Here is a 22,298-nt window from a genome sequence, read left to right as displayed (position 1 = left end):
GGTCAAGGCGGGACGAGAAGGACATGGCGGACGCAATCACCCGGAACGGTGCCGACGGCGAGGGCGGCACGGGGACAGGCACGGCACGAGGCGGCGCCGGGAGTGCCGGGAGCGCCGGCAATGCCGTGAGCGGCGGCGCGGGAGAGGGGATCCGGACCTTCCCCTTCCCGGTCGACCTCAGCCTCGGCGGCGTGGGGCTGCAGATCGGCCCCATGGGCGCAGGCCACACCTGGCACGCCGAGGCTCCTCTCCACCGCGTCCACCGCATCGACTTCCACGTCGTCATGCTCTTCAGCGACGGCCCGGTCCGGCACATGGTCGACTTCGCCGAGTACCGGGCCACCGCGGGCGACGTGCTGTGGATCCGCCCCGGACAGGTCCATCGCTTCTCCCGCGCGGACGAGTACCGCGGAACCGTCCTGACCATGCAGCCCGGCTTCCTGCCCCGCGCCACCGTCGAGGCCACCGGCCTGTACCGCTACGACCTGCCGCCGCTGCTCCGCCCCGACGCGGCCCAGCGGGACGCGCTGGAAGCCGCGCTCGCCCAACTGCGCCGGGAGTACGAGGACACCGATACCCTGCCGCTGAGCCTGCACACCGCCGTGCTGCGGCACTCGCTGACCGCGTTCCTGCTCCGGCTCGCCCATCTCGCGGCCAGTTCGGCGGAGGCCGCCCGGCAGCAGGCAGACACCACCTTCACCCTGTTCCGCGACGCGGTCGAGGGCGGCTTCACCACCAACCACAGCGTCAGCGCCTACGCCGACGCCCTCGGCTACTCCCGCCGCACCCTCGTGCGCGCCGTGCGCGCCGCCACCGGCGAGACCCCCAAGGGCTTCATCGACAAGAGAGTGATCCTGGAGGCCAAGCGCCTCCTGGCCCACACCGAACTCCCCATCGGACGCGTCGGCGCCGCGGTGGGCTTCCCGGACGCGGCCAACTTCTCCAAGTTCTTCCAACTGCACACCGGCCTGACGCCCGTGGCGTTCCGGGCGGAGCTGCGGTGAACGCGCGGGGGCCCCACGCCGGCGCGTGGGGCCCCCGGGGGCTGCGGTCCACCAGGACCTGCGGAACTCAGTGCCCGAAGTCGAACCAGTTGACGTTCACGAAATCGGCCGGCTGGCCGCTGGTGAAGGTGAGGTACACGTCATGGGTGCCGGTCACCCGGCTGATGTTCGCAGGGACGGTGCGCCAGGACTGCCAGCCACCGGTGTTGGCCAGCGCGAAGCTGCCGACGGGCGCGTTGCTCCGGCTGTCCAGACGCACCTCCACCAGTCCGCTCACGCCGTTCCCCGCGCCGCTGGCGACCCGCGCGTAGAACTGCGTGGCCCCGGCCGAGCCGAAGTCGACCCCCTTGTAGAGCGCCCAGTCGCCGTTCGCGACCGACCCGATGTCCTGGCCGCCGCCGGAGTCGGTGGTCGCCTCGGGGTTCACCCCGCTCTGGCCGTCGTACGACTCAGCCTGTACGGGGTTGTAGGCGTCGCGGTTGCCGGTGGGCGGGGGAGTGGTGCCGCCGCCCCCGCCGCCCGAGGAGCGGAGCACCTGCACGTAGTCCACCGCCATGGAGTGGCCGGGCTCCGTGCCGCCGTCCGGGCCGCCGCCGAACGCGCCCGGGAAGCCGCCGCCCATGGCCACGTTCAGGATGACGAAGTAGCCGTGCTGGGTGGCGTTCGCCCAGGTGGTGGCGTCGACCTGGTTCGCCTTCACGGTGTGGAAGGTGACGCCGTCGACGGAGAAGCGGATCTCCTCGGGGCTGGTGGACCTGTCCCACTCCATCGCGTAGGTGTGGAAGCCGGCCTGGCAGGTGGCGCCGGGGCAGGGGGTGGAACCGCCGATGCCGGTGGTCTCGTTGCAGGGGCCGCCCGGACTGGTGCCGCAGTGCATCGTCGCCCAGTCGGTGTTGAGGCCCTGGACGTTCTCCATGATGTCCAGCTCGCCGACGCCGGGCCAGTTCCAGTAGTTGCCGCGGAAGGGTGAGCCCAGCATCCAGAAGGCGGGCCAGTAGCCCTTGGCGGCGGCCCCGGTGACGTTCGGCAGCTGGATGCGGGCCTGCACGCGCAGCTTGCCGCCGGCCGGCGGCTGGAAGTCGGTGCGGGTGGTCTCGATCCGGCCCGAGGTCCAGTGGCCGGAGGCGTCCCGGCGCGGGGTGATGAGCAGATTGCCGTTGCCGTCGAGCGCGACGTTGCTGGTGGAGGAGGTCATCGACTCGACCTCGCCGGTGCCCCAGTTGGCGGCGCCGCCCGGGTACGACGTCCCGGTGTCGTACAGCCAGTCGGCGGTGTTCACGCCGGAGCCCGCGGCGCCGTTGAAGTCGTCGAGGAAGACCTGCGTCCACCCCGAGGGGGGAGCGGGCGCGGAGGCGTCCGCCGGGAGGGTCGCGGCGGTGGCGAGGGCCGCCGCCAGCCCGAGTGTGCCGAGGACCGCGACGAGCGCGCGGCGCGCGGAGCGCCGCCGGGCGGGGTGGCGGGTGCCGACGGGGGCGTCGGCGAAGGTGCCGGAAGGTTCACTCATGGGAGCCTCACGGAGGGGAGTGGGAAGGGGTGGGGTGAGAAAGGCGCAGTGGGGGACGGAACGTTTCTGAGAGCGCTCTCAGCGAGGGGTGCGCCGCCAATGTGCTCTCGGCCACTGCGGTCGTCAAGAGTTGAAGCAAAGAAAGTGGTGCGGCGGCACGGGAGTTCAGCTGATGAAGGGGGAGAATCCGGGTCGCCCCGGACACGCCGGACGGCGGCGGGCAGGACCCGCCGCCGTCCGTGGTACCAGCCGTCCGGTGGCCTGCCTGCCGCCCGCCTACCCGAGGTGGTACGCGTACACCGTCGTGGCGACCTTGCACACGCTCGGCGGCACGACCTCCGTGCGCAGTGTGCCGTCGGCGGCGTCGTAGTCGACGCCCTCCGCCTCGAACGTGCCCGAGCACACGCTGCGCTGCGGCAGCGCGAGCAGACTGGAGACGTGTCCGGTCACCGGGCCGCCGTCCAGACCGTGTTCCAGGTCCACCTGGAGCAGCGGCCGGTCCTCCGGGAACAGCGCCCTGGAACCGTCGTCCGACGCGCACAGCAGCCGGGTGTCGTCGACGAAGTCGCAGCCCTGGACGTCCCGCACTGGCTTGTCGAGGGTGATCTGCGGGGCCTGCGGCAGCGGACCGCCGGTGCGCGGGGTGGAAGGGTTGAGGAGCGGGGCGGGGAAGACCTGGAGCCGGTTCTGGTCGCCCCACTCGCCCGACACCAGCCACTGCCCGTCGGGTGAGACGGCGGCGAAGGAGTTGTTCACCTTCTCGCCCGGGTCGAGCGGATGGACGTACTCGTAGCGCTTGCCGTCGGGGGTGGTGACCGCGAACATCTTGGACGTCGCCGAGTCCGCGCCCTGGTAGGCGTCGAAGACGTCGCCCCGGGCGATGTCGGGGTCGCCGACGTGGTTCCAGCCCTTGACGCGCAGATCCAGCGGGACCGAGGCGAGACCCCGGTACAGCAGTGAGCCGTCCGCGCGGCTGGCGAGTCCCTGACTGCCGCTCAGCGAGTCGACGTGCGACGTGCCGGTCTCCTGCCAGACCGGCCCGGCCGCCGCCGAGGAGGTCGCCGCTCCGAGGGTGACGGCCGCCGACAGGGCGGCCAGGGCGAACAGTTGACGTCTCATCAGATCCCTGCCGATGCCTAGGAGGTGGGGATTCGAATGGAACCACGTCTCGCGGACCGGGGCGGTCGTTTCCGGCTCGCGCACAGGCGGAAACCGGCCGGGGCGGAGAGGCGGAGGGACGGGGGGACGGGGGGACCGGGGGGACGGAGGGGCTGATGGACGGGAGGCGGAGAGACGGAGGGACTGGCGGGCGGGCGGACGGGCGGGCACGGCGCGGGCCGGGAGGCGGGGTCTTCTGAGTGGGGCCGGGGCATGGGGCCGGGGCACGGTGGAGCGGGCGGATCGGGGAGTGGGGGGCCTCACGAGCGTGGGCGGCCTCACGGGGAGTGGGCGGCCTCACGGGGAGTGGGCGGAGCACGGGTGTGGGCGGGCCCGCCCGGCCGGGCGGCGGGTGCCGAGTAGGGTGCGTGACGTGCGGGCGCCGGCGGGTGGTGGACACGGCGGCCGGGGCAGGGGCCGTGGCGGAGAGGTGCGAGGGTGAGGCTGACGATTCTGGGCGGCGGCGGGTTCCGGGTGCCGCTCGTGTACGGGGCACTGCTCACCGACCGGGCCGAGGGCCGCGTCACCGAGGTCGTCCTGCACGACCTCGACGCCGGCCGGCTGTCCGCGATCACGCGGGTGCTGGCCGAACAGGCCGCCGGGGTGCCGGGCGCCCCCGCCGTGCGGGCCACCACCGACCTCGACGAGGCGCTGCGCGGCGCCGACTTCGTGTTCTCGGCGATCCGCGTGGGCGGTCTCGAAGGGCGCGCACTGGACGAGCGGGTGGCGCTCGCGCAGGACGTCCTCGGCCAGGAGACGGTGGGGGCCGGCGGCATCGCCTACGGCCTGCGCACCGTCCCCGTCGCCGTCGACATCGCCCGGCGGGTGGCCCGGCTCGCCCCCGACGCCTGGGTCATCAACTTCACCAACCCGGCCGGGCTCGTCACCGAGGCCATGAGCCGCCACCTGGGCGACCGGGTCATCGGCATCTGCGACTCGCCGGTCGGTCTCGGCCGCCGTATCGCCCGAGTGCTCGGTGCCGACCCGCGGGAGGCGTGGATCGACTACGTCGGCCTCAACCACCTCGGCTGGGTGCGCGGCCTGCGGATCGCCGGCCGGGACGAACTGCCGCGCCTGCTCGCCGACCCGGCCCTGCTCGGCTCCTTCGAGGAAGGCCGGCTCTTCGGCGCCGCCTGGCTGCGGTCCCTGGGCGCGATCCCCAACGAGTACCTGCACTACTACTACTTCGGCCGCGAGGCCGTGCGGGCCTACCAGCGCGCCGACCGGACACGCGGGGCCTTCCTGCACGAGCAGCAGGCCCGGTTCTACGCGGACCTGCGCGACCCGGACGCCCCGGCGCTCGCCGCCTGGAACCGCACCCGGGCCGAGCGCGAGGCCACCTACATGGCCGAGAACCGGGAAGCCGCGGGAGCGGGGGAGCGGGAGGCCGACGACCTCTCCGGCGGGTACGAGAAGGTGGCCCTCGCCCTGATGCGGGCCATCGCGCGCAACGAACGCACCACCCTCATCCTCAACGTCCGCAACCGCGGCACGCTGGCGGCGCTGGACGCCGAGGCCGTCATCGAGGTGCCCTGCCTGGCCGGCGCCAACGGCGCGCACCCGGTGGCGGCCGACCCGCTGCCCGGCCACGCCACCGCACTGGTCTGCGCGGTCAAGGCGGTCGAGCGCGAGGTGCTCGCCGCGGCCGACTCGGGCTCGCGGGAGACGGCGGTGAAGGCCTTCGCCCTGCACCCGCTGGTCGACTCCGTGAACGTGGCCCGCCGGCTGGTCGAGGAGTACACCCGGGTACATCCGGGCCTGGCGTACCTCAGGTAGCGGGGGAAGACGCGTCGAGGCGGCCGGCCGCTCCCCCGTACGGCGACCGACCGCCCCGACCCCCCGTTCCCCCGTGGTTCCCCCGTGTTCCCCCGTGGTTCCCCCGTGTTCCCCGCTTCCCCACCCTTGAGAGTCGCTGATGCGGGGCCTGATACACCCCGCGGAGAAAAAAGCCGCGGAAAAATTCCGCGAGCGGGGCGGGGCGGGGCGGGGACCGGGTCCGGGCGTGGGATCCGGCCACCGCGGTGGCCGGATGCCGGGTTCCACCTTGTCCGTACGCGGCCGCGTGTGCTGTTGTGGTGCGCATCGGTGGGTGACAGGGGGCACGAGGTGACAGCGACGGTCGGTGGTACCGGACGGCTGCTGGCCATCAGCGACCTGCACATCGGCTACAGCGAGAACCGCGCCCTGGTCGAGCGGACCGTACCCGGCTCGGACGACGACTGGCTGATCGTCGCGGGGGACGTCGCCGAGACCGTCACCGACATCCGCTGGGCCCTGAAGACGCTCGCGAGCCGGTTCCGCAAGGTGATCTGGGCGCCCGGCAACCACGAGTTGTGGACCCACCCGCGCGACACCGTCACCCTGCGCGGGGTCGCCCGCTACGAGCACCTGGTCGAACTCTGCCGGGACCTGGGCGTGACGACGCCCGAGGACCCCTATCCCGTCTGGTCGGGACCCGGCGGCCCGGTGGCCGTGGCGCCGCTGTTCCTCCTGTACGACTACTCGTTCCTGCCGGAGGGCTGCGCCACCAAGGAGGAAGGTCTCGCCTACGCGCACGGCACCGGCATCGTCTGCAACGACGAGTACCTGCTCCACCCCGACCCGTACCCGAGCCGCGAGGCATGGTGCCGGGCCCGGGTCGCCGAGACCGAACGCAGGCTCGGCGCGCTGCCCGAGGACCTGCCCACGGTGCTCGTCAACCACTACCCGCTCGACCGGCACCCGATGGACGTGCTCTGGTACCCGGAGTTCGCCATGTGGTGCGGCACCCGGCTGACCGCCGACTGGCACCGCAGGTTCCGCGTGGCCGCCATGGTCTACGGTCACCTCCACATACCGCGGACCACCTGGCACGAGGGTGTCCGTTTCGAGGAGGTCTCGGTGGGCTATCCCCGCGAGTGGCGCAAGCGTCCCGAACCACCGGGCAGGCTGCGCCGCGTGCTGCCGATGGAGGACACGACCGGTGATCGATGAGCTGCTGCCGGGGCCGGTGGTGGCGGTGGAGGCGTACGGCGTCGAGGAGGCCGGGCGCGCCGCGCTGTACCCCGAGGAACAGGCGGTCATGGTCCGGGCGGTCGCCAAGCGGCGCCGCGAGTTCGCCGCCGTACGGGAGTGCGCCCGCCGCGCCATGGAGAAGCTCGGCGTGCCGCGGCAGCCCGTCCTGCCCGGCGCCGGGGGCGCTCCGGGCTGGCCGGCGGGACTGGTCGGCAGCATGACCCACTGCGACGGCTACTACGCCGCCGCGCTGGGCCGGGCCGCCGACGTGGCCTCCCTCGGCATCGACGCCGAACCCCACGAACCGCTGCCGCAGGAGGTCCTGCCCGCCGTCACACTGCCCGGCGAGAGGCACCTGCTCGACCGGCTCGCGGAGCAACGGCCCGACGTCCACTGGCCCAAGCTGCTGTTCAGCGCGAAGGAGTCCGTCTACAAGGCGTGGTTCCCGCTGACCGGCGAGTGGCTGGACTTCACGGAGGCCGACGTGGACATCCGCACGTCCCCCGGCGCCCCGCACACCGGGACCTTCCGCGCCCGGCTCCTCGTCCCCGGACCGCTGCTGGGCGAGCGCCGCCTCACCCACTTCGACGGCCGCTGGACCGTGCGGGCCGGCCTGCTGGCGACGGCGGTGACGGTACCGGCCCATTGAGGTGGCTCCGGCGCAGTGGGGTGGTTCCGGCGCATGGAAGCCGTCCCTGCCCGCGAGCGCCTCCGCGTCGGCCAGGAGCCCGGGACGCCCGGCGGTCAGGGCACCGGTGGGCACCAGTCGTGCAGCAGCCGGAAGAACGACTCCTCGTTGCCCGCGAGACCGGCACGGGACAGCGCCTCTTCCGCCTCGGCGAGCACGGAGGGCGGCACGAGGGGCGGCCGGCCGGCGGCCGCAGGACCGTCGAAGGCGGCGCGTACGGTGTGCAGCAGCCGCAGGTAGGCCTGGACGGCGGTGCGTTCGTGGTCGGTCAGGACGGCGGTCGGCATCGGACGCTCTCCCCGGTTTCGGCAGCACGCGGTCACGCACGCGCCCGGTCGCCCGGACGGCACGGTGCGCCTCCGCACAACGGCGGCGCATCCTCCAGCTTGCCGCCCCCCACTGACAATGCCCCCGCGTTGCGCCCCGGTTCGCCCACTCAGCGCAGCGAAGCCCCTGCTCGTGGCCCGTACGCCCGACGGCGTACCAGCGACGCCCCGGTCACGGCGATGCGGCCACCACGCGATGCGGCCACGTCAACGCAGCCACGTCAACGAGGCCACGTGGTACCGGCGTTGCGTCTCCGCACCCGCGGCGAGGGATCAGTCCTCGGGCCGCTTGACGCTCTCCAGGAGCATGTCCAGCCATTCGGCGACCTTGTCCCGGTGCTGGTCCGTGGGCAGTTGCGCGGCCCGCCAGGCTATGCCCCGCACGCCGTGGTCCTGCAACAGCCGCTCCAGCGGGTCGCCGGCCGCGGCGGCGGCCTCCCGCTCGCGGTCGGCGAGCCGTTGCAGCAGTTCCTGCTCGGTGCGCTGCAGGGCACCGGCGAGCGCTTCGGGGTCCTCCGCGGTGAGGAATCCGGCGTGCACGCGGAAGAACCGCTGGAGGGCGTCGCAGTGCTCCATGGTGGGACGCCGGTCGCCGTTGATGAGGGCGCCCGCCTGCTGCCGGGACATGCCCGCGCCGTCCGCGATCTCCTGCTGCGTGTAGCGCCTGCCGTTGGGCTTGAGGCGGGTGCGCCGCAGCAGGCCGAGCCGTTGCAGGAACCGCGCCTGCACGTCCGGCTCGCCCGCCCCGCGCCCGCTCAGCAGCGCCTTGACCACGGCCTGGGGCACACCGCACGCCGTGGACAGGCGGTCGATGTCGAAGACCTCCGCCTGGGGTACGCCGAGCCGGTCGGCGAGCGCGGTGACACGCGTGACCACGGCCGGCAGTACGACCGGCGCCGTGGTGCCCGGATCCTCGATGCCGTCCGTCACCGACAGATCTCCTACGTCTCTCACAGGCTTCTCACGGGGCGGGGTGCCGTGAACTTCCCGGAGAGTAGCCCGTCGCCCGAACCCGCATCCAGGTCTCGCCACAACTGTGGCCAATTTCAGCCGTCAACCGTCATGAAATGCCACGATAGTTGACATGACATGCGGCTGAGCAGCAGGATCAAGGCGCCGCGTGAAGGCCGCAGAGGCAAGAGGGGTGACCTCCCGATGGCATTTCAGGCAGGAGGGCAGCGGCCGGCGCCGCGGTCCGTTCCCGTCAGTCCCGAGGCGCAGGCCTACCTGCAGGACTACGCCGCGCTCCTGGAGGCCGTCTCCTTCCCTTCCTTCGTCGTCGACCACCGCTGGGACGTGGTCCTGGCCAACAGCGCCTACACCGCGCTCTTCCGGGGCGTCGGCCCGCACCCGTCGGCCATGCCCGGCGACAACTTCTGCCGGTTCGTCCTGTTCCACCCGGACGCGGGCACGGTCCTCGGCGACCACGAGGCCCGCTGGTGCCTGCCGATGCTGGCGCAGTTCGCGGCCACCGTGGAGGGCCGCGGACCCGATCACGGGCTGCAGGCCATCCGCCGGGACATCGCCCAGGATCCGATCATGGAAGCCGCCTACCGGCACGGTCTGCCGCACTGGATCCGCGCGGTCGGCCCCGAGGCCACCCGCTCCGACGGCGCCGTCCGCCCGCTGCTGCACCCCGACCCCCGCTGGGGCGCGACCGACTGCCGCGTCGTCGAGGAGACCCCGGCGACCCTGCGGGACCTCGGGTACACCCGGCTCACCCTGGTCCTGCGCACGGTGCGCCGCCCCGCTCCGGCCGCGCGCGGTGCGCGCCGCGCCCGCCGGCCGTCCGGCCACCTCAGCGTGGTCCCGGACTCCGAGGCCTGACCCGGCACCGTCGGCGTTCAGGTCGCCGACGGCGCCGGGCGGCCCCGGACACCTCCCGCCCGCCGCCCTGCCCTTCGCGCCGCCCTGCCCTTCGCGCCGCCCTGCCCTTCGCGCCGCCCTGCCCTTCGCGCCGCCCTGCCCTTCGCGCCGGCTCGCTCCTTGTCCCGGCGCCCGCCCGGCCCTGGCGCCATGTGCCCGCTCGTCACCGACGCCCCCGGCTCCTGCTGACCACCGGCCCCGCGCACCCGCTCGCCCCCGGCCCCTGCTGACCACCGGCCCCGCGTACCCCTGTCCGCTCGCCCCCCGGCCCCTCGCACTACCCGCCGCCCCCCGGCCCCTCGCTTCCGCCCACCACCAGCACGAGCGGTACGCCCCGGCACGGCACCAGCCGTCGTCCGCCGTCGTCGACCCCGCGCGCCCCCTTGAGCACCGCCGCGAAGTCCGGTCCGCGGGTGAGGGATCCGGCCAGATGCGCCGGATCCGCGGAGGCGGCCACCCGGCCGCGCGCGTTCACCAGATGGGCGGCCCGGGGCAACTGCCGCAGCAGCGGCAGCACCGCCGCCTCGAAGTGCCGCAGGTACACGTCCGCCGCGGCCACCCCGGCGAAGCCGTCCGCCCCGTGCACCGGAGCGGACAGCGTCAGGCTGTACTCGTCGGAGCAGAGGTAGTCGACGTAGGGCCCGGCCACGGCCCGCAGGCCGGTGTCGCGCGGGAGCGCGAACCACTCCCAGTGGGTGTAGTCCGCGTACGCCGATCGCCCCGGATCCAGGTCGAGCAGCAGCGGCCGCACCTCGCCCCCGGCCGCGACCTGCCACCACTCCAGCCGTCCCGGCACGTCCGCCAGCAGCCCCGGCGCGGCGACGAACCCGACTCCGGACACCAACTCCGCACGGCGAAGCCGCAGATGCAGGCCGGGCCGCAGCGCGGCGAGGTCCGCGCTGACCGGCCGCCGCCCCCGGGACCGTACGCGCCCCAGCAGCGCCGCCGTGTCGGCGCCGGTCTCCGCGACCGCCTCGAACACCGCCTCCAGGGCAAGGCCGACCCGCGCGGCGACGCGCTCCTCGGCGCGGCTGCCGCCGGCCGCCGCCGCCACGGCGAGACCAGCACTCCTGCTCATCGCGCCCTCCACCGGCCGGAACCGGAGCCGGGCGACCCCCGGCAGCGGTCCTTGCGGGCGCGGCCGGCCCCGGACAGCGCTCCTAAAGGGCCAGCCGCACGGCGATCAGCCGCGCCGCCGCACCCCGGACGCACCGCTCGGCCGACGCGCGGGCCGCCTCACCGGCGCCATCCTGCACGGCACGGACGACACCGCGCTGCCGCTCCGCGACTTCTTCACGATATGCGTCGTCGTCGAACACGAGGCACAGCAGCGCACCGACCTCCCGCTGGAGCGCGACCTGCTCACGGGTGAGCCGGGCCGACTGCGCGGCCGCCGCCAGTTCGACGTGGAAACGGCCGTACACCCGGCTGCGCGCCGCCGCCCCGCCAGCCGACCCCAACTCCTCGACCGACCGGCGCAGGTGCGCGAGATCGTCCGGAGCCGTGCGCTCCGCGGCGAGCCGGGCCGACGTACCCGACAGCGCGGACCAGTGGTCGCCGAGGTCGCGCAGTTCCTCGGTGCTCCAGCCGCTCAGCCGGGCCAGCAGCCGTTCCCCGCCCGGCAGTTCGGGCAGGGATACGAAGCTGCCGCCGCCGCGACCGCGCCGGGTGGTCACCAGGCCCTGCTGCCGCAGCGCCACCAGCGCCTCTCGCAGGGTCACCGTGGACACGCCGAGCCGCCCGGCCAGTTCGCTCTCGCCGGGCAACTGCTCCCCGTCGGCCAGCAGACCCAGCTCTATGGCGTCGCCGATCCGGCCCACCACCGCGTCCACCCGCGCCCGGCCCTCCACCGGAGCGAACACCGCCGCACGCGCGCCGACTTGCTGATTCAAGGCCACCACCTCGCCCGCGGACCCGAGTCGTGCCCGGAGGCGGTCTTGAGCTTTGAACTATGACTTCATATGTTTCCGTGCAACGTACGTGAGCGCCAGAAAGGTTCCCGCATGGAGCGAAGCGCGATCCGGCTGCAGGGCCTGCGCAAGACGTTCGGCGGGACGACCGCGGTGGCCGGGGTCGACCTGGAGATCGGGGACGGGGAGTTCTTCTCCCTGCTCGGGCCCTCCGGCTCGGGCAAGACCACGGTCCTGCGCCTGATCGCCGGCTTCGAGACCCCCACCGGGGGCAGCATCGCGCTCGGCGGCCGGGACGTCACCTGCCTCGCCCCCTTCGAGCGGGACGTCCACACGGTCTTCCAGGACTACGCCCTCTTCCCCCACATGACCGTCGAGCAGAACGTCGCCTACGCCCTCAAGGTCCGCAAGGTGCCCAAGGCGCAGCGGCTGGTGCGGGCCCGCAAGGCGCTCGACCAGGTTCGCCTGGACGGCTACGGCAAGCGTCGCCCGTCGGCCCTGTCCGGCGGCCAGCGCCAGCGCGTCGCCCTCGCCCGCGCCCTGGTCGGCCGCCCCCGGGTGCTGCTCCTCGACGAACCGCTCGGCGCCCTCGACCTGAAGCTGCGCGAGCGCATGCAGGCCGAACTCAAGGCGCTCCAGCGCGAGGTCGGCATCACCTTCGTCTTCGTCACCCACGACCAGGGGGAGGCGCTCGCCATGAGCGACCGCATCGCCGTCTTCCGCGAGGGCCGCATCGAGCAGGTCGGCACGCCCGCCGAGATCTACGAGCGGCCCACGACCGCCTTCGTCGCGTCCTTCGTCGGCATCTCCAACCTGCTCCGGGGCGAGTCCGCCCGGCGGATCCTCGGCACCGGCGGCGTCCACAGCGTCCGGCCGGAGCGGATCCGCGTGCGCGAGGAGGCCGCCGTCGCGGACGAGCCCGGACACGCCACCGCCACGGGCACCGTCGCCGAGGTCGTCTACCTCGGCGACTCCACCCGCTTCCTGGTCGACCTCGACGCCGGCGGCCGTCTCACGGCGCTCCAGCAGAACCTGGAGACCTCCGCCGAGGATGTCGCCGCCTACCGCGGCACCAGGGTCCGCCTGACCTGGCACCGCCGGCACACCGTCCAGGTCCCCGACGCCCGCTGAACCGTTCCCGTCCCCTGGGAGGCACGTCATGCGCCCCGCCCGAACCCTGCTCGCCGCGGCCGCCGCCGCGACCCTGCTCGCCGCGACCGCCTGCGGCTCCTCCGGCGGGGGCGGCTCCTTTGCCGGCGGCCTCAACCCGCCCGACCTGAAGGCACCCGCCCACCTGGGCCGCACCGAGGGACAGGTCGACCTGATCGCCTGGGCCGGGTACGTCGAGGACGGGACCGACGACCCCAAGGCCGACTGGGTCAGCGGCTTCGAGCGGCAGACCGGCTGCCAGGTCCGCTCCAAGGTGGCCGCCAGCTCCGACGAGATGGTCAAGCTGATGAAGACCGGCCAGTACGACGCCGTGTCGGCCTCCGGGGACGCCTCCCTGCGCCTGATCGCCTCCGGTGACGCGGCCCCCGTCAACACCGCTCTCGTGCCCAACTACAGCGGCATCTTCCCCGACCTGAAGATGCAGCCCTGGAACTCCGTCAAGGGCAAGGCGTACGGCATCCCGCACGGCCGCGGCGCCAACCTGCTCATGTACAACACCCGCAAGGTCGAACCGGCCCCCACCTCCTGGGCGGCGGTCTTCGACGGCGCGGCGGCGTACAAGGGGCACGTCACCGCCTACGACTCGCCCATCTACATCGCCGACGCGGCCCTCTTCCTCAAGGCCACCCGCCCCGACCTGAAGATCAAGGACCCCTACGCGCTGGACCAGAAGCAGTTCGACGCGGCCGTCGCCCTGCTGAAGAAGCAGAACGGCAGCATCGGCGAGTACTGGGGCGACTACCTCAAGGAGGTCTCCGCCTTCAAGAGCGGTGACTCCGTGATCGGCACCACCTGGCAGGTCATCGCCAACCTCGCCGCCTCCGAGGGCGCCGAGGTCAAGGCGTTCGTCCCGAAGGAGGGCTCGACCGGCTGGTCCGACACCTGGATGGTCTCCGCCAAGGCCAAGCACCCCAACTGCGCCTACAAGTGGCTCGACTGGATCGTCTCCCCGAAGGTCAACGCCCAGGTCGCCGAGTACTTCGGCGAGGCACCCGCCAACGCCGCGGCGTGCGAGCACACCAGCGACCGCAACTTCTGCACCACCTACCACGCCGCCGACACCGAGTACTGGAAGCGGATCGCCTTCTGGAACACACCCATCCAGCAGTGCCTGGACGGCCGCACCGACGTCGAGTGCGTGCCCTACGCCCAGTGGGTGCGGGCCTGGACCGAGATCAAGGGCTGAGCCATGACCGACGCCAGCGCGCAGAACGCGGCACGCGCGCCCGGTGCCGCCCGGCGGCTGGCCGGGGCACTGCACCGCCGCCCCCGGCTGCGGCTCTCGCTGCTGCTGACGGCCCCGCTGCTGTGGCTCGCCGTGCTCTACCTCGGCTCTCTGAGCGTGCTGTTCGTCTCCGCCTTCTGGACGACGGACACCTTCACCTCCGCGGTCGTCAAGGTCTGGTCCGCCGACAACTTCCACGCCCTGCTGACCACACCCGTCTACCGGCAGGTGATCGTGCGCAGCATCGGGGTCGCCCTCGCGGTCACCGCCTTGTGCGCGGTGATCGCCTTCCCGCTCGCCTTCTACACCGCGCGCGTCGCCCGCCCGCGGTGGCGCCCGCTGCTCGTGGTGGCGATCCTCACCCCGCTGTGGGCGAGTTACCTGGTCAAGGTGTACGCCTGGCGGCTGATCCTCGCGCGGGGCGGACTCGCCGACTGGGCGCTGGAGCCGTTCGGGCTCTCCGGCCCCGGGTACGGGCTGCCCGCGACGGTGCTGACCCTGACGTACCTCTGGCTGCCGTACATGATCCTGCCCGTGCACACCGCGCTGGAACGGCTGCCCGCAGGGCTGCTCGACGCCTCGGCCGACCTCGGCGCCCGGCCCTGGCGGACCTTCCGGTCGGTGGTGCTGCCCATGGTGCTGCCGTCGGTCGCCGCCGGGTCGGTCTTCACCTTCTCGCTCAGCCTCGGCGACTACATCACCGTCCAGATCGTCGGCGGCAAGACCCAGCTCATCGGCAACCTCGTCTACTCCGACATCGAACTCGACCTGCCCATGGCCGCCGCCCTCGGCACCGTCCCCGTCGTCGTCATCGTCCTCTACCTGCTCGCGGTGCGCCGCACCGGCGCCCTCAGCAGTCTCTGAAGCCTCCGACAGCACGCGGCTTGCGGTCGCACCGCGGCCATTGACCACTTCGCACCGAGGGGATCGCCGTCATGCAGCTCTCCCGCCGGGCGCGCATCGCGCTCCGCGTCGCCGCCGGCCTCGGCTTCGCGGTCATCTACGTCCCGCTGCTGCTGGTCCTCGTCAACTCGCTCAACCCCGATCGCAGCGCGAGCTGGCCGCCCCCCGGACTGACCCTGCGCTGGTGGTCGGCGGCCTGGCACAACTCCGGGGCCCGCGCCGCCCTGCGGGTCTCCGTCGAGGCCGGCCTCGGCGCCACCGCGATCGCCCTGGTCCTCGGCACGCTGATCGCCTTCGCGGTGGCCCGGCACCGCTTCTTCGGCCGCGGCACCCTCTCCTTCGTCGTCGTGCTGCCGATCGCCCTGCCCGGCATCGTCACCGGCATCGCCCTCAACTCCGCCTTCTCCACGGTGCTCGCCCCCCTGGGAGTCGGCCTCGGCCTGTTCACCGTCGTCGTCGGACACGCCACCTTCTGCATCGTCGTCGTCTTCAACAACGTCGTGGCCCGGCTGCGCCGCACCTCCGGCTCGTACGAGGAGGCGGCGATGGACCTCGGCGCCCACACCTTCCGCGCCTTCACCGACGTCACCTTCCCGCTCGTGCGCTCGGCGCTGCTCGCGGGCGCGCTGCTGTCCTTCGCGCTGTCCTTCGACGAGATCGTGGTGACCACCTTCACGGCGGGGCCCGGTGTCCAGACGCTGCCCGTGTGGATCTTCGGGAACATGACGAGACCGCGCCAGGCCCCCGTGGTCAACGTCGTGGCGGCCGTCCTGGTCCTGCTCTCCGTCGTCCCGATCTACCTCGCCCAGCGGCTGTCGTCGGACACGGCGACCACGAGCCGGGTGTAGCGGCGCAGGAGGCCCCGGTGAGGTGCGGTGCCGCGCGACGGGGGCCGGGCGCCACGGGGCGGACGCCGTGCTCACGCCTCGAACGGCGGCGGAACGGCGGCCGGGGCGGCGCCGGGCCCTCGCCCGCGCAGGTGTCGCCCCGCGGCGGGCGTCAGGGTGGGCCGGGGCCCGGCCAAGGCGGTGACCTCGGCGCCGTTCAGGCACATGCGGCCGGTACGGCTCCGGCTCCACCGGCCCGGGTCGGTCAGCACGCACGAGAGGGCGGGTGGCTCGGGGCCGTCGGTGTCCGGCTCGTGCTGCGGGCCGGTGCCGGCGCGGCAGGGCCGCCGCCCGGTCACCGGACGGCGGCCCGCGTGCCTGCTAGAAGAAGCTCCCGACGAGCGAGGAGACCCCGTCCGCCACCTTCGAGACGCCGCTGGCCACGGGTGCGGCGACCTTGGGCACGACGCGCGTGATGCCCGCGCCGATGGCCGCGACGCTGAGGACCGTCTTGCCCGCCGACAGGGCGAACTTGCCGCTGGTGAAGCCGTACTCGATGCCGTTGCACACGGTGCTGAGGGCCGAGGTGGCCACCGAGACGCCGACGAGCACGCCGGCGATCGCCCCGAGCACGGGCGCGGCCGGCGGGAAGAACGCCGAGGCGACGAGGAGACCTCCGGCGACGAGGCCGGTGGCCATGCTGGTCCACTCGAAGGCGTCCGCCCACCAGCCCGCGTCCGAGTACCAGGGGTCGTCCCCGCCCTGGCCGGTGCCGTGCGGGTTGACCTGGTCGTTGTGCTCGTTGTCGGCCGGGTTGCGGTTGTTGTCGCGGTCCTCCTTGGCCTTCTGGGCCGCGTCCTGGGCCGCCTTCGCGATCTCGGCCTGCCGCTTGTCCGAGGCGATCTTGCGGGCCTCGGTCGCGGCGTCGGCGGCCGTCTGCGCGTCCTTGCCCGCCTCCAGCGAGGACTGGCGCGCGGAGGCGGCGGAGGCGCGGGCCTGGTAGGACGACTGGAGCGCGCTGCGGGCGGAGTCCACGGCCTTGTTGGCCGAGTAGTTGGCCGAGCGCGAGGCGCTGCGCGCGGTGGCCGCGGCGGCGGCGGCCGAGGCGGCCGAGGCCTTGGCGTCGGCGGCGGACTTGTCGGCGGCGTCGGCGTTGTTCTTCGCCTCCGTCGCGTAGTCCTTCGCCTTGTCGGACGCCTCGACGGCCTTCTTGGCCCAGGCCTCGGCCTGATCGGCCGCGTTGTTGGCGAGGGCGGCCGCCTGGGACGCCGTCGCGGCGTTCTGCTGGGCCTCCTGGGCGATCTTCGCGGCGGCGGCGATCGCGGCCCGCATGGCGGCGGAGTGGCTGAGCGAGTCGAAGTCGAGCTGCGCGGCGCGGTACTGCACCGACTCCACGAAACGGCGCCGCATCCACGTCGGCCCGGCCATCGACACGGCCGCGTACGCCTTGGAGTACTCGCCGCCCTGGGCTATGACGGTCGCCGTGGTGACGGCGTCGTCCTCCTTGATGGCCTCGGCGAGGTCGTGGTCGAAGAACTTCTGCAGCGCCTCGGGCGTGTTGGCGTCGAGCGCGTCGTTGGCCGCCTTGGTGACGGCCTTGCCCGGCTTGGCGGCCAGGATGCGCCCGATGCGGACCCGGTTCTCCTCCGAACCGGAGCGGATCATGCCCGAGGTGACGAAGTCCCCGATGGCGGCGGTACTGCCGTCCGCGAGCGCGGCGGCGGCAGCCGCGGAGACGGCGGGGTCGGAGGTCTGGGCGATGTAGAGGACCGTCTCCCGGTCGTCCTGGCCCTGGGCGACCAGCCGGTCGAGGTCGACCCAGTTCAGGATGTCCATGTCGTCCCCGGCGAGGGCGAACTGCGCGGCCTCGCGGGACCAGTTGCCGCTCGCGCCGAGGAAGCGGACGGCGGCCTTGCGGCCGAGGGTCGCGGCCAGCCCGTAGTCCTCGGCGGCGAGGGCCGCGGTGGCCTTGTCGAGCCAGTCCTGAGTCTCCTGGGCGATCCGCTGCTGCTGGAGGCGCTTGCCCTCGTACTCCGCCTGCTCCTTCGCCTCGGCCTGGGCGAGGGCCTCCGCCTCCTCGATGCCCTGGTCGCGGTCCTGGTACAGGCTGTTCAGCTCCGCCTCGCGCGCCGCCTTCTCGACCTCGACGGCCTCGGCGACGGTCTGGGTGGCGGTGTCGGCGGCCTTCACGGCCTCGGCCGCGTACGCATTCGACTTGTTGGCGTAGTCGCGGGCCTGACCCGCGTACTTCACGGCCTCCTCGGCCGCGTCGGCCGCCTTGTCCGCGTGCTCGGCGGCAGCGTTGGCTGCGTCGCGGGCGTCGCGTGCGGCGCCGGCGGCCCGGTTGGCGAGCGCCTGCGCCGTGGAGGCGGCGTTGGTGGCCTGGTTCGCGGCGGTCGAGGCGATGGCCGCCTGCCGCTTGGCCTCGGCCGCCTCGGACTGCGCGACGCCGGCGGAGGCCGCGGCCTGTGCCGAGGCCGTCGCCGCGGCGGCGGCGTTGCGGGCGGCGGACGCGGCCGACGAACCGGCGGCGGAGGCCTGCGCGGAGGCGGTCGCCGCGCTGTCGGCGGCCGCGGCGGCCGAGCGCGCCTTGGCGGCGGCGTTGCGCGCGGCGACGGCAGCGTCCTTGGCGGCGGCGGTCTTCGACGCGTCCTTGGATGCGGCGATGGCGGCGTTGTAGGCGCGCGAGGCGGCCCCGCCCGCGGAGGCGGCGGCCTGGGAGGCGGCGGTCGCCGCGTAGGAGGCGCGGCGCGAGGCGGTGATGGCCACCCCGGAGGCGTTGATCGCGGTGCGGGCCGCGTCGGCGGCGCCCTGCGCGGCACTGGCCGCCTTGCGCGCGGCGGCGGCGGACCTTTGGACGTCGTCCTTGGCCTTGTCGGCCTCGGCCGCCGCCACCTGGGCCGCCTCCTTGGCCTTCTCGGCGGCGGTCTGGGCGCGGGCCGAGGCTTCGACCGCGGCGTCCGTCTTCTGCTGGGCGATCCTGCCCTCGCGTTCGACGACGGCGACCAGCGCCTCGATGGTGGCGCTCTCCTGGTCGCGGGCGCGCGCGATGTGCTGCCCGGTGTCCAGGTACCACTGGATGTCGTCGGCGGTGCCGCTGAGGGCCCGGTTGGCGTACGTCGTCTCCTCGGGTCCGGCGTGCGCCAGGCTCTCGGTGATCTCGACCCGCATGTCCTCCAGCCGCGCGTCGTACTGGCCGGTGAGCAGGAAGTGCTCCAGGGCGTCGTCGCCGCCGTCGGCGAGGGCCGCGGTGGCCTCCCGCTTCACGGCCTGGGCGCCGGCGTTCATGACGGTCAGCGTGGCCACGCGCAGGTCGTCGGAGACGGCCGGGGCGTAGCCCTTCTCCACGAACTCCGTGATCGCCGAGTCCCCGCCGGAGAGCGCGGTGCTCGCGGCGGCGCGGACGCCCTGGCCGCCGTTGGCGAGGTAGCTGAACACCGCCACGCGGTTGTCCTCCGCCGAGGCGACGGGCAGGCTCGCCGTGAGGAAGGTGGTGATGTCGGCGTCGGTCCCGCTCAGCGCGTACTCCGCCGCCGCCCGTACGGCCCTGCCGCCCAGCACCCAGGCCCGTACGGCCTTGGCGCGGTCGGTGTCGGGCAGGTCCAGGGAGCCGGGGGCGCCGCTCCCGTCGGCGGCCCTGGCCAGGGGTGTCAGCGCCTGCGGCAGGGCTGTCACGGCTGTCGCGACGGCGAGCGCCCCCACGAATCTGCGTCGGCTCCAGAACGTAGTCTGCATGTCCTCTTCCACCCATTGGCCCGGCCGGTGGCCGGGCTGTCCGCCGGAGGGGGGAAGGTGCCACGTCCTGCGCTGCCGTCCGGACCACGTTCCCGGGTACCGCCGGCGCGGCACCGCTGTGGACCCCCCCGCCCCTACATCGCCCTACAGCAGACCAGAAGTTGACTGCCACTGCCAGGAATTGTGAAGTAACCGTCAGGAAAAGACAGCGTCTTGCAAAGTGCGAGGGGACCGGATAGGGGTGTCCGGCGGGGCCGCCGAGGGCCCGCTGACAGGGCGGCAGGCCCTGGTCCGCGGGTAGGAGGGAAGAGGCGGTCCAGGCGCAGCGAGCGCGTCCCGCACGCCGTCGGCGCGCCTGACCCGCTCGACCGCCCGCCCCGCACACCGCGCCGGGAGCCGCCCCCGCCCCGCCGGGGCCGCCCGGCTGCTGAAGTCGGACGACCGGGAACTTTACGCAAGTTACTTGCGATTCTTGCGCTAGGCTTGCGTGTATGACGCGACGACTTGCGGAAGTGGCAAAGAAGGTCGGGGTCAGCGAGGCCACGGTCAGCCGGGTGCTCAACGGCAAGCCCGGGGTCTCCGAAGCCACCCGGCAGGCGGTCCTGTCCGCGCTGGACGTGCTCGGCTACGAGCGCCCCACGCAACTGCGCGGTGAACGCGCCCGGCTGGTCGGCCTGGTCCTGCCCGAGCTGCAGAACCCCATCTTCCCGGCCTTCGCCGAGGTCATCGGCGGCGCCCTGGCCCAGCTGGGCCTCACCCCCGTGCTGTGCACCCAGACCAAGGGCGGGGTCTCCGAGGCGGACTACGTCGAGCTGCTGCTGCAACAGCAGGTCTCCGGCGTCGTCTTCGCCGGCGGGCTCTACGCCCAGTCCGACGCCCCCCACGACCACTACCGGCTGCTGGCCGACCGCAACATCCCCGTCGTGCTGGTCAACGCGGGCATCGAGCATCTCGGCTTCCCGGCGGTCTCCTGCGACGACGCGGTGGCCGTGGAGCAGGCCTGGCGCCACCTGGTCTCCCTCGGGCACGAGCGGATCGGCCTCGTCCTCGGGCCCGGCGACCACGTGCCCTCCGCCCGCAAACTGGCCGCGGCCCGCGCGCTCGGCGCGGACCTGCCCGACGAGTTCGTCGCCCGCGCCATCTTCTCCATCGAGGGCGGCCACGCGGCGGCGGCCAAGCTCATCGACCGCGGTGTCACCGGGTTCATCTGCGCCAGCGACCCGCTCGCCCTCGGCGTCGTACGGGCCGCGCGCCGCCGCGGACTCGACGTCCCCTCCCGGATCTCCGTCGTGGGCTACGACGACTCCGCGCTGATGAACTGCACCGAGCCGCCCCTGACCACCGTCCGCCAGCCCATCGAGTCCATGGGCAAGGCCGCCGTGGAACTGCTCAACGCCCAGATCGCGGGCAGTGCCGTGCCGGCCGACGAGCTTCTGTTCGAACCGGAGCTGGTGGTCCGCGGGTCCACCGCGCAGGCACCCCGCGAGTGACGGACCCGGCGAACACCGCCGCCTCCGTCCCGCGGAACCGATGTGCTGTCAAATAATTTCAGATTCTGCGCGACATATTGCGAAGAGCTGCCCCCGGTGCTTGAGTGTGCGACGCCCACCGCTCCTGTCCAGAGGGGTCCACCGATGAGAAGCACCGGGTTCCGCCACGCCGTCGCCGCGATCGGCGTCTGCTCCCTTGCCCTGGCCGTGACGTCGTGCGGTTCCGGCGACGACGCGTCCGCGAACGGCAAGACCCGCATCACGGTCAACTGCGAGCCGCCCAAGAGCGCCAGGACCGACCGGACGTTCTTCGACGAGGACGTGGCGTCCTTCGAGAAGCAGCACCAGGACATCGACGTCGTCACGCACGACGCGTTCCCCTGCGAGGACCCCAAGACGTTCGACGCGAAACTGGCCGGCGGTCAGATGGAGGACGTCTTCTACACCTACTTCACCGACGTCGAGCACGTCGTCTCCACCGGCCAGGCCGCCGACCTCACCCCGTACGTCAAGGAACTGAAGAGCTACGGCACGCTCCAGAAGCAGCTGCGGGACATCTACACCGTCGACGGCAAGATCTACGGCATCCCGCGCACCGGCTACTCGATGGGCCTGATCTACAACAGGAAGCTCTTCCAGAAGGCCGGACTCGACCCCGACAAGCCGCCGACGACCTGGGAAGAGGTCCGCGCCGACGCCAGGAAGATCGCCGCGCTCGGCGGCGGGACCGTCGGCTACGCCGACTACAGCGCCCAGAACCAGGGCGGCTGGCACTTCACCGCCGAGCTGTACTCCCAGGGCGGCGACGTCGTCAGCGCCGACGGCAAGAAGGCGGCCGTCGACACCCCCGAGGGCCGTGCCGTGCTGCAGAACCTGCACGACATGCGCTGGAGCGACGACTCCATGGGCAGCAAGCAGCTCCTCGTCATCAACGACGCCCAGCAGATGATGGGCTCCGGCAAGCTCGGCATGTACCTCGCCGCCCCCGACAACATCCCGATCCTGGTCAAGGAGAAGGGCGGCAACTACAAGGACCTCGCCCTCGCCCCCATGCCCGGCGGCAAGGGAACGCTCGTCGGCGGCGACGGATACATGTTCAACAAGAAGGACACGCCCGCCCAGATCCGGGCCGGCCTGAAGTTGCTCGACCACATGTTCCTCACCCCCGGCAAGGGCTTCCTCGGCGACTACGCGCGCGCCAAGAAGCACGCCGCCCCCGTCGGCCTGCCCGAACCCCGCCTGTTCACCGGCGCCGCCGACGCCACCGACCAGCAGGTCAAGAAGGCCAACGCCAACGTGCCCGTGGAGAACTACCAGTCCTTCCTGGACGGCAACCAGAGCCTGAAGCTGAAGGTGGAGCCGCCCAACGCGCAGCAGATCTACTCCGTCCTGGACGGCGTGGTCTCCGCCGTCCTCACCAAGAAGGACGCCGACATCGACCAGCTCCTCAAGGACGCCTCCGGCAAGATCGACGGCATCCTGGCACGGAGCTGACCCG

General features: G+C 73.2%; 18 protein-coding genes. 11 read left to right on the top strand and 7 right to left on the bottom strand.

Features of this window, described 5'->3' with window-relative positions; genetic code table 11:
• The first annotated feature begins 23 nt into the window (after positions 1-23).
• The gene (locus tag AB0G56_RS06165; RefSeq protein ID WP_360964419.1) at positions 24-1,004 is read left to right on the top strand and encodes an AraC family transcriptional regulator; all 981 of its coding nucleotides are present in this window, start codon (positions 24-26) and stop codon (positions 1,002-1,004) included.
• Between the two features lie 67 nt (positions 1,005-1,071).
• On the opposite strand, the gene AB0G56_RS06160 is transcribed toward AB0G56_RS06165, so the two are convergent.
• The gene (locus tag AB0G56_RS06160; protein WP_360964416.1) at positions 1,072-2,508 is read right to left on the bottom strand and encodes a glycoside hydrolase family 16 protein; all 1,437 of its coding nucleotides are present in this window, start codon (positions 2,506-2,508) and stop codon (positions 1,072-1,074) included.
• A 276-nt stretch (positions 2,509-2,784) separates the two neighbouring features.
• Positions 2,785-3,627, bottom strand: a complete 843-nt coding sequence (locus tag AB0G56_RS06155) for a hypothetical protein (protein ID WP_360964414.1) — start codon at positions 3,625-3,627, stop codon at positions 2,785-2,787.
• A gap of 477 nt (positions 3,628-4,104) precedes the next feature.
• Between AB0G56_RS06155 and AB0G56_RS06150 the strand changes: the two genes are divergently transcribed.
• The 3 genes from AB0G56_RS06150 to AB0G56_RS06140 all read left to right on the top strand — a co-directional run bounded on the left by AB0G56_RS06150 (position 4,105) and on the right by AB0G56_RS06140 (position 7,309).
• Positions 4,105-5,442 carry a 6-phospho-beta-glucosidase gene (locus AB0G56_RS06150; RefSeq protein ID WP_360964411.1) on the top strand — a complete coding sequence of 446 codons (1,338 nt, stop codon included), beginning with the start codon at positions 4,105-4,107 and terminating at the stop codon, positions 5,440-5,442.
• A 330-nt stretch (positions 5,443-5,772) separates the two neighbouring features.
• Positions 5,773-6,639 carry a metallophosphoesterase gene (locus AB0G56_RS06145; protein ID WP_360964408.1) on the top strand — a complete coding sequence of 289 codons (867 nt, stop codon included), beginning with the start codon at positions 5,773-5,775 and terminating at the stop codon, positions 6,637-6,639.
• Positions 6,629-7,309, top strand: a complete 681-nt coding sequence (locus AB0G56_RS06140; protein WP_360964405.1) for a 4'-phosphopantetheinyl transferase superfamily protein — start codon at positions 6,629-6,631, stop codon at positions 7,307-7,309. Before AB0G56_RS06145 ends, AB0G56_RS06140 begins: the two co-directional genes overlap by 11 nt.
• A gap of 95 nt (positions 7,310-7,404) precedes the next feature.
• Here the strand turns inward: AB0G56_RS06140 and AB0G56_RS06135 are convergent, their stop codons facing one another.
• Both AB0G56_RS06135 and AB0G56_RS06130 read right to left on the bottom strand, forming a co-directional pair.
• Positions 7,405-7,635, bottom strand: coding sequence for a hypothetical protein (locus AB0G56_RS06135; protein ID WP_360964402.1), 231 nt, complete (start codon positions 7,633-7,635; stop codon positions 7,405-7,407).
• A gap of 312 nt (positions 7,636-7,947) precedes the next feature.
• Complete coding sequence (locus tag AB0G56_RS06130) at positions 7,948-8,604, bottom strand: helix-turn-helix transcriptional regulator (protein WP_360964399.1); 657 nt, start codon at positions 8,602-8,604, stop codon at positions 7,948-7,950.
• Between the two features lie 225 nt (positions 8,605-8,829).
• Between AB0G56_RS06130 and AB0G56_RS06125 the strand changes: the two genes are divergently transcribed.
• Positions 8,830-9,501 carry a hypothetical protein gene (locus AB0G56_RS06125; protein ID WP_360964396.1) on the top strand — a complete coding sequence of 224 codons (672 nt, stop codon included), beginning with the start codon at positions 8,830-8,832 and terminating at the stop codon, positions 9,499-9,501.
• 316 nt (positions 9,502-9,817) lie between these two features.
• Here AB0G56_RS06125 and AB0G56_RS06120 read toward each other — a convergent pair whose 3' ends face one another.
• Entirely contained in the window at positions 9,818-10,618 is an 801-nt protein-coding gene (locus tag AB0G56_RS06120; protein WP_360964393.1) for a cache domain-containing protein, read from the bottom strand.
• A gap of 82 nt (positions 10,619-10,700) precedes the next feature.
• Positions 10,701-11,432: a GntR family transcriptional regulator gene (locus tag AB0G56_RS06115; RefSeq protein ID WP_360964391.1), complete on the bottom strand. Its 732-nt coding sequence runs from the start codon at positions 11,430-11,432 to the stop codon at positions 10,701-10,703.
• Positions 11,433-11,543: 111 nt separating this feature from the next.
• Between AB0G56_RS06115 and AB0G56_RS06110 the strand changes: the two genes are divergently transcribed.
• From AB0G56_RS06110 to AB0G56_RS06095, 4 genes are all read left to right on the top strand, one after another.
• Positions 11,544-12,581: an ABC transporter ATP-binding protein gene (locus AB0G56_RS06110; RefSeq protein WP_360964388.1), complete on the top strand. Its 1,038-nt coding sequence runs from the start codon at positions 11,544-11,546 to the stop codon at positions 12,579-12,581.
• Positions 12,582-12,609: 28 nt separating this feature from the next.
• A complete protein-coding gene (locus AB0G56_RS06105) occupies positions 12,610-13,806 on the top strand; it encodes an ABC transporter substrate-binding protein (protein WP_360964385.1) in 1,197 nt (398 codons plus the stop codon).
• 3 nt (positions 13,807-13,809) lie between these two features.
• Positions 13,810-14,709, top strand: a complete 900-nt coding sequence (locus AB0G56_RS06100) for an ABC transporter permease (RefSeq protein WP_360964382.1) — start codon at positions 13,810-13,812, stop codon at positions 14,707-14,709.
• 71 nt (positions 14,710-14,780) lie between these two features.
• Positions 14,781-15,596, top strand: coding sequence for an ABC transporter permease (locus AB0G56_RS06095; protein WP_360964379.1), 816 nt, complete (start codon positions 14,781-14,783; stop codon positions 15,594-15,596).
• Positions 15,597-15,956: 360 nt separating this feature from the next.
• Here AB0G56_RS06095 and AB0G56_RS06090 read toward each other — a convergent pair whose 3' ends face one another.
• Positions 15,957-19,310: an ALF repeat-containing protein gene (locus tag AB0G56_RS06090; RefSeq protein WP_360964376.1), complete on the bottom strand. Its 3,354-nt coding sequence runs from the start codon at positions 19,308-19,310 to the stop codon at positions 15,957-15,959.
• 491 nt (positions 19,311-19,801) lie between these two features.
• Between AB0G56_RS06090 and AB0G56_RS06085 the strand changes: the two genes are divergently transcribed.
• The gene (locus AB0G56_RS06085; RefSeq protein ID WP_360964373.1) at positions 19,802-20,800 is read left to right on the top strand and encodes a LacI family DNA-binding transcriptional regulator; all 999 of its coding nucleotides are present in this window, start codon (positions 19,802-19,804) and stop codon (positions 20,798-20,800) included.
• A gap of 144 nt (positions 20,801-20,944) precedes the next feature.
• Entirely contained in the window at positions 20,945-22,294 is a 1,350-nt protein-coding gene (locus AB0G56_RS06080; RefSeq protein WP_360964370.1) for an extracellular solute-binding protein, read from the top strand.
• Positions 22,295-22,298 lie beyond the last annotated feature (4 nt).

The organism is Streptomyces sp. NPDC021356 (assembly GCF_040641015.1).
GTDB lineage: Bacteria > Actinomycetota > Actinomycetes > Streptomycetales > Streptomycetaceae > Streptomyces.
Note: the sequence above shows the minus strand (reverse complement) of the source record. Positions and strands in the feature narration are given on the sequence as shown.

What these genes read in the sequence shown, in the direction of transcription:
- AB0G56_RS06160 (WP_360964416.1), bottom strand. Translation starts at nt 2,508, where the DNA reads ATGAGTGAACCTTCCGGCACCTTCGCCGACGCCCCCGTCGGCACCCGC.
- AB0G56_RS06135 (WP_360964402.1), bottom strand. Translation starts at nt 7,635, where the DNA reads ATGCCGACCGCCGTCCTGACCGACCACGAACGCACCGCCGTCCAGGCC.
- AB0G56_RS06090 (WP_360964376.1), bottom strand. Translation starts at nt 19,310, where the DNA reads ATGCAGACTACGTTCTGGAGCCGACGCAGATTCGTGGGGGCGCTCGCC.
- AB0G56_RS06085 (WP_360964373.1), top strand. Translation starts at nt 19,802, where the DNA reads ATGACGCGACGACTTGCGGAAGTGGCAAAGAAGGTCGGGGTCAGCGAG.
- AB0G56_RS06125 (WP_360964396.1), top strand. Translation starts at nt 8,830, where the DNA reads ATGGCATTTCAGGCAGGAGGGCAGCGGCCGGCGCCGCGGTCCGTTCCC.
- AB0G56_RS06105 (WP_360964385.1), top strand. Translation starts at nt 12,610, where the DNA reads ATGCGCCCCGCCCGAACCCTGCTCGCCGCGGCCGCCGCCGCGACCCTG.
- AB0G56_RS06095 (WP_360964379.1), top strand. Translation starts at nt 14,781, where the DNA reads ATGCAGCTCTCCCGCCGGGCGCGCATCGCGCTCCGCGTCGCCGCCGGC.
- AB0G56_RS06100 (WP_360964382.1), top strand. Translation starts at nt 13,810, where the DNA reads ATGACCGACGCCAGCGCGCAGAACGCGGCACGCGCGCCCGGTGCCGCC.
- AB0G56_RS06165 (WP_360964419.1), top strand. Translation starts at nt 24, where the DNA reads ATGGCGGACGCAATCACCCGGAACGGTGCCGACGGCGAGGGCGGCACG.
- AB0G56_RS06155 (WP_360964414.1), bottom strand. Translation starts at nt 3,627, where the DNA reads ATGAGACGTCAACTGTTCGCCCTGGCCGCCCTGTCGGCGGCCGTCACC.
- AB0G56_RS06110 (WP_360964388.1), top strand. Translation starts at nt 11,544, where the DNA reads ATGGAGCGAAGCGCGATCCGGCTGCAGGGCCTGCGCAAGACGTTCGGC.
- AB0G56_RS06120 (WP_360964393.1), bottom strand. Translation starts at nt 10,618, where the DNA reads ATGAGCAGGAGTGCTGGTCTCGCCGTGGCGGCGGCGGCCGGCGGCAGC.
- AB0G56_RS06080 (WP_360964370.1), top strand. Translation starts at nt 20,945, where the DNA reads ATGAGAAGCACCGGGTTCCGCCACGCCGTCGCCGCGATCGGCGTCTGC.